Below are 14,563 nucleotides of genomic sequence, written 5' to 3'. Positions count from 1 at the left end.
GGGTTAGCCGCCCCGCGCCATGGATGGCGCGTGGCGGCGGCCCACGCTCCAAAGCCTGCGTGAGGGCACACCGAGCCGGAGGCGAGGTGCCGAGTGGTGGGGCAAGAGCGTTTTGGTTACTTTTGCGCTCTATCAAAAGTGACCCGCTGTAAGAGCGGAACCCATATCAGCAACACCCCAGATAACGGATATACCCCCAAAAACAACAACCCTAAACCGTCTTCCCCGTATGGTTATTCAAAGAAATAACCTTGGTCTTCCCAATCCGATGACGATAAATCTCACGCAAATACTTCACCGCCTTCTTCACACAATCCCGTGACAAGCGAATGTCATTGATCGAGACAAACTTATCCTTGTCGTTGATCAACTCCCGATACTTCTTCTCATACATCGGCTTGATCGCATACCAGTTGGTATCCAGAATTTTCGCCGGGTTCTCGAACTCGTTAAGCAACTCGTCAATCCGGCCCTCATCAAAATCCTCGTGAATGATGAAATCCAAAATCGAATTGTCCAGCGTGTCATCAAACCGGTACGGCGTCCGCGCAAAGCAGCGTTTGATAAACGCCACGATCAATGTCAGAAAATCATCCGACAGGCACGGGCTCTTGGCGATCAGCGTGGTCAGCGACAAGTTGGCCGACGCGCCAATCACCAGTGCATAACGCTTGAGCGTCGTATTCGGGAACAGGCTGTTGAGGTGCGTCTTGAGCCGGTTCAAGTCCATATAGGACAGCTTGTAATCCTTGGGCAACGACACAATCGACACCACCGATGAGCAGTTCTTGAAGAAGTGCAGGTCATGCAACGCCGCCGCGTCATACCCGGAATTCTTGTATTGCTCCAGCGACGCCTTATAGCGCTTGGACTCGATCGGCAACAGGCTGATGCCTTCGATGGCCTGGGTCACTTTGTTGAAGTGCGGCAGATCAATCGAGCGGAAGAACAGGTCGTCGATATTCAAGCGCTGCGGCTCTTTATCGAACACCTTGAACTTGTCATTCGACGGCGCCGGCGTTTCCGGCACGACCGATTCGGCGTAGGCAATCGCCACCGGCCCAGCCAGGCTCATGAACAGGTCGTTGGCGTCCAGGCGGATGGTTTCGCCGATGTCGATGCCGGCGCGACGGAAGTAGTTCTGGTCATAGTCGGTGGTCACCGCCTGGGCCGTCAGAATGTTGAAGATCTGCTGCGAGATGTATTGGTTGGCATGTTTTTCCATGGCATTGACGTCAATGTTCTGGATGTTGCCGTCATCGCTTTCTTCGGCATAGCGCATGATGTCGTTGGAGATCAGCATCATCGCGTTCCACGGCCGGATGCGGCCTTTTACGCTGGCTTCGCTGCTGTCTTCATTGTCGAAGTTGTACGAAAAGTCCCATTCCTCCGACAGGTATTTGCACAACAACCGTCCGGCGTTGATGTGCAGCGCTTCGGACATTTCACTGCGGTGGTCGGAGATGTTCGGCAGTACGCAAATGCCGCTGGTGAAGATCGGTTCGAAGACGAAGGCATGCCCGCTTTTGCTGTCGTGCTCGTCGGCGGGTTTGGTGTCGAACGTCTTGTTCATGTACGAATGCTGCTGGGCCAGGCCGAATTCCGAGGCCATGCCCGAGCCGGTGCCGCCGCCGGCACTGAAGATCGAGAAGTACAGGCGCGACTGGTTGGCTTTTATGCCGCAGGAGTCGATCAGGTACGAGTGGATCATCTTCCAGTCGGGGCTGGAAAAACGCTGGGTGTCTTTGTTGAGGATGATCTTGGCCAGGTACTGGCCGAGGATCGGCGCGTTACCCGCACCGCCGGCATGCACCTCCGAGAGGTCCATGATTTTCATCTTGCTGTAGTCGCGCAGGAAGCCGCTTTTTTCACCCTTGCGCGAGAAACGGATGCGCCCGGCGATGTCCTTGTCCAAGTCGCCGAGCATCACCAGGGGTTCCACCAGGAACACCGGTTTGGTGGCCTTGCCGCCACCCAGGCGCAGGTTGTTGCGAAGCCATTGGGCCGGGCTGTAGCCCTTGTCCTGATGCTTGTCTTCGGTGCTGAACTCGTTCAGGTAAAACTTGCGCGCGTTGTACACCAACTCCGCCACGTCCAGCGCAATGTTTGAACCACAACGGCCCAGGCCAATCAGGCATACCGAAGGAAATTCCTGCTCGCTGCGCGGGTCGCCATCGCCTTCCTGCTGGGGCAGGCGCGGGAACACCATGTCGCGCAGGCCGTCGAGGTTGTCGAGGATGCGGTCGGTATTGGTTTCGGTGAAGTACAGGTACTGCTGGGTGGCCAGCGGGCGAGGGCTGCTCAATGACCTTGAACCTGAGGGTTTTTCCGCAGGAACGGTGGGCAACACGTCGGAAACCACGCTGGCAGAGCTGTTTTTGGAAGTCATTGGGCGCCATGTACCTGGACGGACGGCTTAAAAACTCAAGGAGCCATCACTGAATGAGAATTCGCGACTTTGCAGTGCGTCTTGGTCCGGGGCGGTCGGGGTAACCTTGGTTTTACAGGGGGAATACCGGCCGGACTCTGATGAATCGGCCGTTCGTCGGGGTTCTTTAGCTAAATGATGGCAAAATGCCAAAAAATCGGCGTCAGCGAATTGGCCTGACGATGGAGGGCGGGCCAATACGGCCGGGGGCGGGCTCTTTCGGCGCCGAAGCGTCCTTGTTGCCTTCCACGCTGAAAGGGTAGAGCGGGTTGCGCATCTGGATGCCTTGCATCACGCCAATGATCTCACTGGCGGGAACCGCCGGGCTCAGCAGGTAGCCCTGAATAAAGTCGCAGCCATGCTTGAGCAGCAGTTCGAATTGCGCCTGGGTTTCCACGCCTTCGGTGACGACCTGCAGGTGCAGGGTGTGAGCCATGCCGATGATGGCCTGGACGATTTCGATATCGGCGGTGGACTTGGGAATGTCCTGAATGAACGACCGGTCGATTTTCAACGTGTTCAGCGGCAGGCGCTTGAGGTAGGCCAGCGATGAGTAGCCGGTGCCGAAGTCATCAATCGCCAGCGATACACCCAGCGCACGGATTTGCCGCAACAGCGCCAAAGTGCTGCTGATATTGCCCATCAGCGCATTTTCGGTCACTTCCAGCTCCAGGCGGTTGGCGGCAATGGCGGCGAAACGCAGGGCGTCTTCGATTTCATCGGCCAGTTCATCCCGCGCCAGGTTCAGCGCCGAGCAGTTTACGGCCATGGTCAGCTCCGTGTAACCGCGGTCAGACAACAAGCTCAGGTCGTGGCAGGCCTGGCGCAATACCCAATGGTCCAGTTCAGCAATCAGCCCGTTGTTTTCGGCGATGCCGATAAACCGGTCCGGCGCGAGTAGCCCGTGCTGCGGGTGCTGCCAGCGCACCAGGGCTTCCAGGCGCGTGACCTTGCCGAGTTTCATGTCGAAAATCGGCTGGTAGAACAGCACCAGTTCGTTGCGCGCGCGCAGGGCCGCGCGCAGTTCCTCTTCCAGTTGCAGCTCCAGGAAGGCGCGTGTCTTCAGGTTGGAACTGAAGAAGTTCAGGCTGTTGCGCCCGGTGTCCTTGGACTGGTACAGCGCAAGGTCAGCAGTTTTCAGCAGTTCTTCGCACGTCAGGCCGTCTTCGGGAAACAGGCTGATGCCGATGCTGGTGGTCATCACCATGCGCCGGCCGGCCAGTTCGATCGGTTCTTTCATCTTCTGCATGATGCGCTGCGCCATGTGCCGCGCTTCATCGCGATGGTGGATGTTGATCAGGATGCAGAATTCATCGCCGCCGAAGCGTGCGACCACATCCTCATGGCTGCGCACCGACCCCTTGATGTGCCCGGCCAGCACGGTGAGCAACTGGTCACCGGCGTCATGCCCGAGGCTGTCGTTGATGCGTTTGAAGTGGTCGATATCGAGGAAAATCACCGCCATCATTCCGTGGCTGGCGGTTTTTTCGGCGACCTTTTCCGCGAAGATCTGGTTGAACCCCCGGCGGTTGAGCAGGCTGGTCAACGCATCGAAGTGAGCCACCTGTTGCAGCGAGGCGCGGGCCTGGTCTAACTCGCTGAGCAAAGCGTTGACCCGGCGCAGGTCGCGCTCCTTGTGCTGCAGTTTTTTGTCCGCCAGCGCTGCGCTGACACTGCTGCCGATCACCAGCAAGGTAATCACCGCCACCGACAGGCCCAATTGAATAGGGTTGTTGTCCAGCGGCAACGCGAGGTCGGCGCCATTGGGCACCAGCATTTGCATGGCGGCCATGCCGGTGAAGTGCATGCTCAGGATGCCGGCACCCAGCACCAGGCTGGCCGCGTATTTGAGCAATTGATGAAACACCCCGGCGCCGTTGCGCAGGTAACACGACAGCAACAGCGCCGAGAGGCTGGCGCCAATGGCGATCACCACAGACGCGATGAACAGCCCTGGCTCGAAGTACACCTGGGCCTGCGAGCGCATGGCCGACATGCCGACGTAGTGCATCAGGGCAATGCCGAGGCCCATCCAAACGGAGGCGAGTAAATACTGGTGAAAACGCAGGTGAGCGTGACTGAGGGTTTGCATGGCAAACAACGAAGCGATCAGCGCGATCAGCAGCGAGGCGAACGTCATGATCAGTTCGTAATGAATGGCGATGGGCGCCTGAAAGGCCAACATGCTGATGAAGTGGGTCGACCAGATCCCACCGGCCAGGCACCCGGCCCCCAGCCAGCGCCAATGCCGGCGGGCGGTAGGGTCTTCGACATGGCCGACGCGTTCAGCCATGTCTAGCGTGCCGAAACCCGCCGCACACGCGACCAGATACGCCAGCAGCACCAGGAAGGGGTTATGACTGCAGTTGAGTAATAAGTGCCCGGTGTCCGGAAGGTCGGTAAAAAAATGCAGACCCAGCCATTCCATAGCATGTCCCGTCAAAGTCTATGCGTCATTGCCCTACGGCAATGGCCTACGACATCGAGTATAGAAGCCTCGCGGGATTTGCCATGAATAATGGCACTTTGCTCTGAATGATTTTGGCATGCTTGCCATAGCGTTTGATGCTAAGCGCTGAGTGGCAGGTCAACAAACGGTGCTTCCAACGGTGCCAGGCCAAAGGCAGCGCGCGCTGCATCGCAATCGACGCTCTGCACGCCCGCGCTCCACGACGCATCAAACTCGCGACACGTGCTCGACCGCTGCTCATAAATCGAACAGCTGGTGCCCTTGCCGACTTCACCTTCAAGGCTACAGCACCGCGCCGGCTTCTGGTCGGTCCCGATCATCGCCACGCGTGTGGGGTTGATCTGCACCACCAGGTCATCGGGCACCGTGCCCCCCGATGAGGCGCACTCTCCCCAAAAGAAAGACACGCGAAAGTATGAACAGCAGGCACCGCAACTCAGACACGGACTGGCTTCGGACATGGGCGTCATCGATAAGAAAAGTAGGGGGGATGGTACGGAAGGCCCGCCATTCTATCCGTGCCATGGCCATTGGGAAGAGGGGCACGCACTTATATTTTCGTCAGGAAAATTCCCATGATGGCGGGTGAAATTACGCCCTATCAGCTTTACGAATCATTACAGACAAGCGCTGCCTGCGTGACTATGTTGCACAGACCTGAGCAGGATGCATCGGGCATCGCAGCTCTCATAACAATAAAAGAGACGGACCCATGCAGAACTCGACCCAAGCGGCGAATGCCTGGCGCATTCTGTTCCTGCTGTTCCTCGCCAACCTGTTCAACTTCTTCGACCGCACCATTCCCGCGATCATCATCGAGCCAATCCGCATGGAATGGCACCTGAGCGACTTCCAGCTAGGCATCATCGGCACCGCCTTCACCATCGTCTACGCCATCGCCGGGCTGCCGCTGGGGCGCATGGCCGACACCGGATCACGCAGCAAGCTGATGGGGTGGGGCCTGTTCGCCTGGAGCGGGCTGACGGCGATCAACGGCCTGGCCGGCAGTTTCTGGAGCTTTTTGCTGGTGCGCATGGGCATCGGCATCGGCGAAGCCAGCTATGCGCCGGCGGCGAACTCGCTGATTGGTGACCTGTTTCCCGCACACCGCCGAGCCCGCGCCATGGGCATCTTCATGCTGGGCCTGCCGTTGGGCCTGTTGCTGGCGTTTTTTACCATCGGCTGGATGGTCAAGGCGTTCGACAGCTGGCGCGCGCCGTTCTTTATCGCCGCGGTGCCGGGGATGATCCTCGCGATATTCATGTTCTACATCAAAGAGCCCAAGCGCGGCGCGGCAGAGACCGTGCAAGTCGCTCAGGAGCGCGTCGACCGCCCGATCCGCCGCGTGCTGGCGGTGCCGACCTTTTTGTGGCTGGTGCTGGCCGGGCTGTGCTTCAACTTCGCCACCTATGCGTGCAACTCGTTCCTGGTGCCGATGTTGCAGCGTTATTTCCTCATGCCGTTGCAGGAGGCAGCCGTCGCCACGGGCGTCATCGTTGGGTTGACCGGTTTGGTGGGCCTGACCCTGGGCGGCTGGATTGCCGACAAGATCCATCAGCGCGTCGCCAATGGCCGCCTGCTGTTCGCGGCGTTCAGCCTGATTATCTCAACCGTCACCACCGCGTGGGCCTTGCATGCCGGGCGGATTGAGATTGGCGTGTTTGTGGCGCTGTTCAGTGTGGGCTGGCTGTTTGCCTATAACTTCTACACCTGCGTGTACACGGCGATCCAGGACGTGGTGGAGCCGCGCTTGCGGGCCACGGCGATGGCGCTGTTTTTCGCCGGGCTGTACTTGTTGGGCGGTGGTATGGGACCCATTGTGGTGGGCGGCTTGTCTGACCATTTTGCCCATTCGGCGATGTATGCCGACGGGGCGCAGCAGATGACTGAAGCCTATAAAGCTGTGGGGTTGCATGACGCCATGTACCTGATTCCGGTGGCGCTGTTTTTGACCATGCTGTTTTTGTTCCAGGCCTCTCGCAGTTTTGTGCGCGATGCCAAGCGGATGAAGGATGGGTTGGGGGCGGTGGAGGTGCCGGCATCGGCAGTGACTGCATAAGACCGAGGTGACCGCATCGCAGGCAAGCCAGCTCCCACACAAGCCAGCGCCCATATGTTGATGTGTGAATACATTCCACCGGTGGGAGCTGGCTTGCCTGCGATGAGGTCATCACTGGCAAAGGTATTTTCCAGCGCAAAAAAAGGCCCGCAGTGCGCGGGCCTTTTTTTGCTTCAAGTGCTGATCAACCCGCCACCAGCACCCGAATCGCTTCCAGTCGCAGCGCCGCCTTGTCGAGCATGGCCAGGCCTTGCTCGCGTTGGTTGCGCAGGGCAACCAGCTCGCTGTCGCGTACGGTCGGGTTGACCGCTTGCAACGCGGTCAGGCGCGCCAGTTCTTCATCGGTGTCCGCCGCCAGGCGGCGCTTCGCTTCGGCCACACGCTCGGCGTGGCGCGGGCTGATCCTTTCTTCACCGGCGTTGATCCGTGGCGTCAGTTGGTCGCGCTGGGCCTGGATAAACTTGTTGGCGCTGGCGCGTGGCACGCTTTCCAGTTGGTCGTTCAAGGTTTCAAACGACACGCGCCCTGACAGGTCGTTGCCATTGGCGTCCAGCAGGCAGCGCAGGGCGGCCGGTGGCAGGTAGCGGCCCAGTTGCAGCGAACGCGGTGCGACCACTTCGCTGACATAGAGCAGTTCGAGCAACACGGTGCCAGGCTTCAGCGCCTTGTTCTTGATCAGCGCCACGGCGGTGTTGCCCATGGAGCCGGACAGCACCAGGTCCATGCCGCCTTGCACCATCGGGTGTTCCCAGGTGATGAACTGCATGTCTTCGCGCGACAGCGCCTGGTTGCGGTCGTAGGTGATGGTCACACCTTCGTCGTCACCCAGCGGGAAGCTGGCGTCGAGCATTTTTTCGCTCGGCTTGAGGATCAGCGCGTTTTCCGAATGGTCTTCGCTGTCGATGCCGAAGGCGTCGAACAGGGTTTCCATGTAGATCGGCAGGGCGAACTGGTCGTCTTGCTCAAGGATGTCTTCCACCAACGCATCGCCTTCACCCGCGCCGCCGGAGTTGAGCTCCAGCAGGCGGTCACGGCCGGTGTGCAGTTCCTGTTCGAGGCGCTCGCGCTCGGCACGGGCTTCGTCGATCAGCGCTTGCCACTCGCCGTCGTCGGCGTTTTCCAGCAACGGCAGCAGGCGCGGGCCGAACTGGTGCTGCAAGGCGTTGCCGGTCGGGCAGGTGTTGAGGAAGGCATTCAGTGCTTCGTGGTACCACTGGAACAGGCGCTCTTGCGGGCTGGTTTCCAGGTACGGCACGTGCAGTTCGATTACATGTTTCTGGCCGATCCGGTCCAGACGGCCGATCCGCTGCTCCAGCAGGTCAGGGTGGGACGGCAGGTCGAACAGCACCAGGTGGTGGGAGAACTGGAAGTTGCGGCCTTCACTGCCGATTTCCGAGCAGATCAGCACCTGGGCACCGAACTCTTCATCGGCAAAGTAGGCGGCGGCGCGGTCACGTTCGAGGATGTTCATGCCCTCGTGGAACACCGTGGCCGGGATGCCGGAGCGCACGCGCAGGGCGTCTTCCAGGTCCATGGCGGTTTCGGCGTGGGCGCAGATCACCAGGACCTTGGTGCGCTTGAGCATTTTCAGCTGGTCGATCAGCCACTCGACCCGTGGGTCGAAGCGCCACCAGCGGTTTTCTTCTTCGACGTCCGGTTGCGACTGGAAGCTGACTTCCGGGTACAGCTCGGCGTGTTCGCCCAGCGGCAACTCCAGGTATTCGTCCGGGTTCGGCAGCGGGTAGGCGTGCAACTTGCGCTCCGGGAAGCCTTGTACAGCGGCGCGGGTGTTGCGAAACAGCACGCGGCCGGTGCCGTGGCGATCGAGCAGTTCACGCACCAGGCGCGCGCTGGCTTCGGTGTCGCCATCGTTGACGGCGGCGAGCAGTGCTTCGCCTTCGTTGCCGAGGAAACCCTGAATGGTCTTGTGCGCTTTTGGCGACAGACGGCCCTTGTCGAGCAACTCCTGCACCGCTTCGGCTACCGGGCGATAGTTTTCGCTCTCGGCGCGGAAGGCGTGCAGGTCATGGAAACGGTTCGGGTCAAGCAGGCGCAGGCGCGCGAAGTGGCTGTCCTGGCCCAGTTGTTCCGGGGTGGCAGTCAGCAGCAGCACGCCAGGAATGACCTCGGCAAGTTGCTCCACCAGCGAATACTCAGCGCTGGCTTTCTCTTCATGCCAGACCAAGTGGTGTGCTTCATCGACCACCAGCAGGTCCCAGCCGGCCGCGAACAGCGCGTCCTGGGCCTTCTCGTCGTCCACCAGCCATTCCAGGGCGACCAGCGCGAGCTGGGTGTCTTCGAACGGGTTGGCGGCATCGCTTTCGATAAAGCGTTCTTCGTCGAACAGCGCAACCTGCAGGTTGAAGCGGCGGCGCATTTCCACCAGCCACTGGTGCTGCAGGTTTTCCGGGACCAGGATCAGCACGCGGTTGGCGCGGCCTGACAGCAGTTGGCGATGGATCACCAGACCGGCTTCGATGGTTTTACCCAGGCCCACTTCGTCAGCCAGCAATACCCGTGGCGCGATGCGGTCGGCCACTTCACGGGCGATGTGCAATTGGTGAGCAATAGGTTGCGCACGCACGCCACCCAAGCCCCACAGCGCGGACTGCAACTGGCGGCTGGTGTGTTCCAGGGTGTGGTAGCGCAGCGAGAACCAGGCCAGCGGGTCGATCTGCCCGGCGAACAGGCGGTCGCTGGCCAAGCGGAACTGGATGAAGTTGGAAAGTTGGGTTTCCGGCAGGGTGACCTGCTCGTTCTGCCCATTGAGGCCGTGGTAGACCAGCAGGCCGTCGACGTCGTCGACTTCCTGTACGGTCATTTTCCAGCCTTCGAAATGGGTGATGGAGTCACCCGGCGAAAACCTCACGCGAGTGAGGGGCGCATTCCGTAGCGCATACTGGCGGGTGTCGCCAGTGGCCGGATAGAGCACGGTCAACAAGCGGCCGTCCTGTGCCAGAACGGTGCCTAACCCCAGCTCTGCTTCGCTGTCACTAATCCAGCGTTGCCCCGGTTGATACTGCTGCGCCATGCTGCCTGACTCCCGCCGTGAAAAAGCCGACTATCTTAACGGAACAAGGCCCCGCGCCCAAGGATTCTGACAAAAACTACGCTGACGAAACCTACTCTGTTTACGCATAGGGTCGAAAGTCGGATCGACGGGTGGCGGGCACTTGCGAATGTCGACTCGGTCACAGCTTGGCGAGGCGTGTGCTCAAGTCGCCCTGCCGCCCGCCGACAGCCTGTGATCAGGAGAATAAATATATGTTGCCACCCATGCTGCCCGTCAGCGTTGTGCCGGTCACGTCGCAACTCGATCCGGTGCGCCAAAAGCCGGACATTCCGCCCGTGGTGCCCGTACAACCGAGCTCCAACGAAAGCACCATCGACCTGAAAAAGGGCGATGCCGAGCACTCGACCTTTTTGCTGCGCGAAGAACAGCGCCGCCAACAGGAACAGCAAAAGCGCCGGCGCGAAGCCGATGAAGACCCCGAGCAGCACCTGGCGATCCCCGGCGACTTGCTGAATGCCGACAACACCGTGCCGGTGGTGCCGTTGATCGAAGATGCGCCGCGCCAGGGGCTGTGGGTGGACGTCGAGGTTTAATCGCGCAATTCGCGCAGCGCCGCGATCAGCGAATCAATATCTTGCGCATTGTTGAACGGGCTGACGGAGACCCGCGCAATGCTTGCAAGGTGGCGCGCCTGCATGTCCAGCGGGGTGTACGCCACGCCATTGGCGCCGATGTTGATGCGCTTCAACCCCAGGCGGCGCTTGAGTTCGAAGGCGTCCCAGCCCGCCAGGTTGAAGGCGATCAAGCCTGAATGAGCGGTGCCCAGGTCATGCAGGGAAATGCCCGGAATCTCACGCAACGCTTCGCGGATTCGCGCACTGATTTGCACGACCCTTTCCCATATCCGTTCTACGCCCAGGCGGTTTGCCTCCTGCAACGCATTGCCCAACCCCGCCAACAGCGCGAAAGACACTTCGCTGGTTTCAAACCGCCGGGCGTCGTCGCGCAGGTCGAAACCCTCAGCGGTCCACGGCGCCGAGAGCACATCGCGCTGGGCAGGGTTCAGGTGCTGCAGGAAACCCGGGCGCACATACATCAGTGCTGTGCCGCGCGGCCCCCGCAGGTGCTTGCGCCCGGCCGACTTGAGCACGTCGCAGTGCAGCGCCTGCACGTCGACCGGCAGTTGGCCGACGGCTTGGCCCGCATCAATGAAGTAGGGGATACCATGCCGCCTGGCCACTTCGCCGATCGCCTGGGCGGGGTTGATCAGGCCACCGTTGGCCGGGAGCCAGGTGAGGTCGATCAGCTTTACGTGTGCATCGATCATCGCGTCCAGCGCCACGGGGCAGACTGCACCGGTGTCATCGCAAGGAATCACCTCCACCCGCGCGCCGGCCTGCACCGCGCCTTCCATGCTCGCCAGGTTACCGCCCCATTCATGGCGGCCCACCAGGATGCGGTCGCCGCGCTGCCACGGGCCCAACGCTTGAAACGCCATGCTCCAGGCCGTCGAGCCGCTGCTGGTAAAGGCAATCGCTGAAGCGGGCGCATTGAGCAGTTGCCCGGCTGCGCGCCGGGCCTTTTCCACCAGCACGGCGCCATGCTCGCCGGCCTCCATCGGGCCGTCGCGGGCTTCGCGTTGCAGCTGGTCGATGATCGCATCAAGGGTCGCCTGGCTCGGCAGCGAGGCACCGGCAGGGTTGAAGTGCACGATGCCTGACTGACAGCCGGGCGTGGCCTCGCGCAAGTGCTGAACGTCGAGCGGGCTCATGGCTGCAACTCGAAAATCCCGTCAACCTCCACCGCCACGCCGGCCGGCAGGCTGGAAACACCTACGGCAGTGCGCACATGCCGGCCCTTGTCGCCGAGGGCGTTGACCAGCACATTCGAGGCGCCGTTGGCGACCAGGCTCTGTTGCTTGAAGTCGCCGCTGCTGGCAATAAACACCCCCAGTCGCACAGTGCGCACCAGGCGCGACAGGTCATCACCCAGCGCAGCGCTCAATTGCCCGAGCAGGCTCAATGCCGCCAACTCCGCCGCTTGGGTACCTTCTTCATCGCTGAGGGACTCGCCCAGCCGGCCTTGATAAGCGGGCTTGCCGTCGACCATGGGGATTTGCCCGGAGACGAACAGCTGGTTCCCGCTGATGACGTAGTTGATGTAGTTGGCAGCGGGTTGGCTGGGCGTCGGCAGCGTCAGGCCGAGGGCGTGTACACGTTGACGGATGGAGTCGCTCATGATGAATCCTCGTGAGAAAGGCGTTTCAGCATGTTGGCCGTGGCGGTGGGCGACAAACGGATAGATCTCACGCGACGTATCTAAATAATTCAAGCGTCGGTGCAGGCTTCCTTCAACCAGTCGCTGAAACACTGGGCAGCTTCGCTGGCGGGGCCTTGAGGGGCGATCAGCCAATAGCCGATGTCGCTTCGATAGGGCGGCCAATCGTAGGCTTCGACCAGGCTGCCGTCCTGGAGCCTGCGTTGGATCAAACGGTGGCGGCCCATGGCGATGCCCTGGCCGGCGACGGCGGCTTCGACCACGATGTTGTAGTCGTGCAGCATCACGCGTGGGTGGTGGGCGAGATCGACCTGGTAGCGCGCGGACCAGTCCGTCCACTCAAACGGCCGGTGCGAGGTGGCCATCAGCAATGGGCCGTTGTGCAGTTGGCCGGCCTTGAAGGCTGGACTGCACACGGGTGAGATTGCTTCATCCATCAGGCGCGTGGCTTGCACATCCGGCCAGTCGCCCTTGCCATAACGGATGGCCAGGTCGACCTCGGCGGCGGCGACGTTCGCCAGTTGAATCGCCGGCAGCAACTCCACTTGAATATGCGGGTAGCGGTTAATAAACCCGGCCAGGCGCGGCGCCAGCCACAGGGTGGCAAACGAGGCCAACAGGCCGACGCGCAACACGGTGCTGCTGGCCGCCACTCGTTGGGCGCGGGTGGCGGCAGCGATGGCGTCAAGCGCGGGGCGGGTTTCGTCGTAGTAGCGTTGGCCATCGGCCGTCAGATCAATCGCGCGGGTGCGTCGGATAAACAGCGGTTTGCCCAAGTACTGTTCGAGCTTTTGCACCTGGTGGCTCAGGGCGCTTTGGGTCACCGACAACTCGTTCGCGGCCTTGATAAAACTCAGGTGCCGCGCCACCGCTTCAAAGGCGCGCAGGGCCAGCAGTGGGGGAAGGTCCTTGTGCAGTGCCACCGGGGTGCGACTCCTGAGCATTCTGGGAAAGTGCCGATTTTGGGCGATCACCTGCAGTTTGTCGCCCGCTGATTCGCCGTCAGCGTTTATGCCTTGTTTAAAGATAAGCCTTACATACGCCTCCGCGCGCCTGGGGAAAGCTTCACGTTTTTCCCCAGACGGTAAAATGATGAAACAGTATATGAAGGCAGGTGTAGTCGGGCTGGGCGTTGCCATGGCGTTTTGCGCAGCAGTGCAGGCGAGCGAGTCGCCATTGGTTGGCGCCTGGCGGCTGGTCGGTTATCAGGTCGAGTCCCAGGACACCCATAAAAGGATTTCAGCAATGGGTGACCGGCCAACGGGGCGGGTTATTTTTACTGCCGATCACCGCGTGGCTTTCGTGTTGACCGGCGAGGGCAGGTCGGTGGGTACTTCGGAGGCGGAAAAGGCCGCGCTGTTGAATACCTTGGTCGCGTATACCGGTATTGAGCGGGTCGAAGGCAATCAGTGGTGCACGCAAGTGGACAGCGCCTGGAACCCGGAGTGGGTCGGTACCCAGCAGTGCCGTGATTTTCGCGTTCAGGGTGACACTCTGGAAGTGCTTACGCCCTGGCGTCAAATGCCGAACTGGCCGGGCACAACCCGCTCCATTATTACGTTTGAACGCGATAAATAAGCGCAGGGTTGAGCCGTCGCAAGGTTTTTTGCCCAGGTATTTGCCGTTGGGGCGGGGGAGGCCGCATTATTGGGGCATTCCCGCCACGACGTAAGCCAAGCCATGAGTGATGACGACAAGCTGATCGACCTGAATGCCGAACGTGCCAAGCGTGTGCATGACCTGAATGACAAGCGCCTGAATGAAGTGCGCCAGGCGTTTGAACAGGCGATGCCACTGGGCAAGGTTAAGAAAAAATCCAAGAGCAAACCGAAAAAGCGTTGAAGTTACCTGCATCTGTTGATGCAGGTCAGTTATTGCCCTTCTTTACGCCCCGTTGCGGGCGACATTGATCCTCGTCAATTTTTCCATCCGCCTTCTCCTTTAACTTAGCCCTATCGCAACAGGGCACGAGCAGGAGGCCGGTCATGTTTTTCGATAATGTGGTGTTTGCTGGCGTGTTGACGGTCAGCCTGATGGTGCTGTTTTTTGTAGGGTTTGGGATTTTTATCTGGAAGGACGCTAATAAGCGTAAAGAACCGTAAGTCTTTCTGGATGTATGGGCACGCAAGGCATTTTGGGCGACTTCGGTCGCCCTTTTTTTGCTGTTCTTTTTATATTGGGGGCATATCCGTTTTTGCGGTGAGGGTGGGTATTGGTTCCGCTCTTACAGCGGCTCACTTTGGAAAAGCCCCAAAGTAAGCAAAGGGCTCTTGCCCCTCCACTCGGCACCTCGCCTCCGGCTCGGTGTGCCCGCAC

At 60.3% G+C, this 14,563-nt stretch carries 12 protein-coding genes; 5 read left to right on the top strand and 7 right to left on the bottom strand.

Annotation, left to right across the window (positions count from 1 at the left end; genetic code table 11):
- Nucleotides 1-211: 211 nt before the first annotated feature.
- From WBB95_RS29585 to WBB95_RS29575, 3 genes are all read right to left on the bottom strand, one after another.
- Entirely contained in the window at nt 212-2,389 is a 2,178-nt protein-coding gene (locus tag WBB95_RS29585; protein WP_424490815.1) for a hypothetical protein, read from the bottom strand.
- 202 nt (nt 2,390-2,591) lie between these two features.
- Nucleotides 2,592-4,856 carry a putative bifunctional diguanylate cyclase/phosphodiesterase gene (locus WBB95_RS29580; protein ID WP_424490814.1) on the bottom strand — a complete coding sequence of 755 codons (2,265 nt, stop codon included), beginning with the start codon at nt 4,854-4,856 and terminating at the stop codon, nt 2,592-2,594.
- Between the two features lie 140 nt (nt 4,857-4,996).
- The gene (locus WBB95_RS29575; RefSeq protein WP_424490813.1) at nt 4,997-5,359 is read right to left on the bottom strand and encodes a YkgJ family cysteine cluster protein; all 363 of its coding nucleotides are present in this window, start codon (nt 5,357-5,359) and stop codon (nt 4,997-4,999) included.
- Between the two features lie 251 nt (nt 5,360-5,610).
- Here WBB95_RS29575 and WBB95_RS29570 point away from each other — a divergent pair, with 251 nt between their 5' ends.
- Nucleotides 5,611-6,957, top strand: coding sequence for a spinster family MFS transporter (locus WBB95_RS29570; RefSeq protein WP_424490812.1), 1,347 nt, complete (start codon nt 5,611-5,613; stop codon nt 6,955-6,957).
- 184 nt (nt 6,958-7,141) lie between these two features.
- On the opposite strand, the gene rapA is transcribed toward WBB95_RS29570, so the two are convergent.
- A complete protein-coding gene (gene rapA / locus WBB95_RS29565) occupies nt 7,142-9,988 on the bottom strand; it encodes an RNA polymerase-associated protein RapA (RefSeq protein ID WP_424490811.1) in 2,847 nt (948 codons plus the stop codon).
- Between the two features lie 233 nt (nt 9,989-10,221).
- Between rapA and WBB95_RS29560 the strand changes: the two genes are divergently transcribed.
- The gene (locus tag WBB95_RS29560; protein ID WP_424490810.1) at nt 10,222-10,563 is read left to right on the top strand and encodes an aspartate-semialdehyde dehydrogenase; all 342 of its coding nucleotides are present in this window, start codon (nt 10,222-10,224) and stop codon (nt 10,561-10,563) included.
- On the opposite strand, the gene WBB95_RS29555 is transcribed toward WBB95_RS29560, so the two are convergent.
- The 3 genes from WBB95_RS29555 to WBB95_RS29545 all read right to left on the bottom strand — a co-directional run bounded on the left by WBB95_RS29555 (nt 10,560) and on the right by WBB95_RS29545 (nt 13,170).
- Nucleotides 10,560-11,741 (bottom strand): aminotransferase class V-fold PLP-dependent enzyme, encoded by a 1,182-nt coding sequence (locus WBB95_RS29555; protein WP_424490809.1) that lies wholly within the window; start codon nt 11,739-11,741, stop codon nt 10,560-10,562. The two genes, WBB95_RS29560 and WBB95_RS29555, sit on opposite strands and share 4 nt — an antisense overlap.
- Nucleotides 11,738-12,208 carry a RidA family protein gene (locus WBB95_RS29550; RefSeq protein ID WP_424490808.1) on the bottom strand — a complete coding sequence of 157 codons (471 nt, stop codon included), beginning with the start codon at nt 12,206-12,208 and terminating at the stop codon, nt 11,738-11,740. Before WBB95_RS29550 ends, WBB95_RS29555 begins: the two co-directional genes overlap by 4 nt.
- Nucleotides 12,209-12,297: 89 nt before the next feature.
- A complete protein-coding gene (locus WBB95_RS29545; RefSeq protein ID WP_424490807.1) occupies nt 12,298-13,170 on the bottom strand; it encodes a LysR substrate-binding domain-containing protein in 873 nt (290 codons plus the stop codon).
- A 169-nt stretch (nt 13,171-13,339) separates the two neighbouring features.
- On the opposite strand from WBB95_RS29545, the gene WBB95_RS29540 reads away from it, so the two are divergent.
- The 3 genes from WBB95_RS29540 (at nt 13,340) to ccoM (ending at nt 14,349) form a co-directional block, all read left to right on the top strand.
- A complete protein-coding gene (locus WBB95_RS29540) occupies nt 13,340-13,825 on the top strand; it encodes a lipocalin-like domain-containing protein (protein WP_424490806.1) in 486 nt (161 codons plus the stop codon).
- Between the two features lie 102 nt (nt 13,826-13,927).
- On the top strand, nt 13,928-14,089 hold the full coding sequence (locus WBB95_RS29535; RefSeq protein WP_183140557.1) for a hypothetical protein: 162 nt from the start codon (nt 13,928-13,930) through the stop codon (nt 14,087-14,089).
- 143 nt (nt 14,090-14,232) lie between these two features.
- The gene (gene ccoM / locus WBB95_RS29530; RefSeq protein WP_017137226.1) at nt 14,233-14,349 is read left to right on the top strand and encodes a cytochrome c oxidase subunit CcoM; all 117 of its coding nucleotides are present in this window, start codon (nt 14,233-14,235) and stop codon (nt 14,347-14,349) included.
- The last annotated feature ends 214 nt before the right edge of the window (nt 14,350-14,563 follow it).

Origin of the sequence: Pseudomonas sp. (assembly GCF_049645325.1) — a bacterium.
Lineage (GTDB): Bacteria > Pseudomonadota > Gammaproteobacteria > Pseudomonadales > Pseudomonadaceae > Aquipseudomonas.
This window is presented reverse-complemented; position numbering and strand designations above follow the sequence as displayed.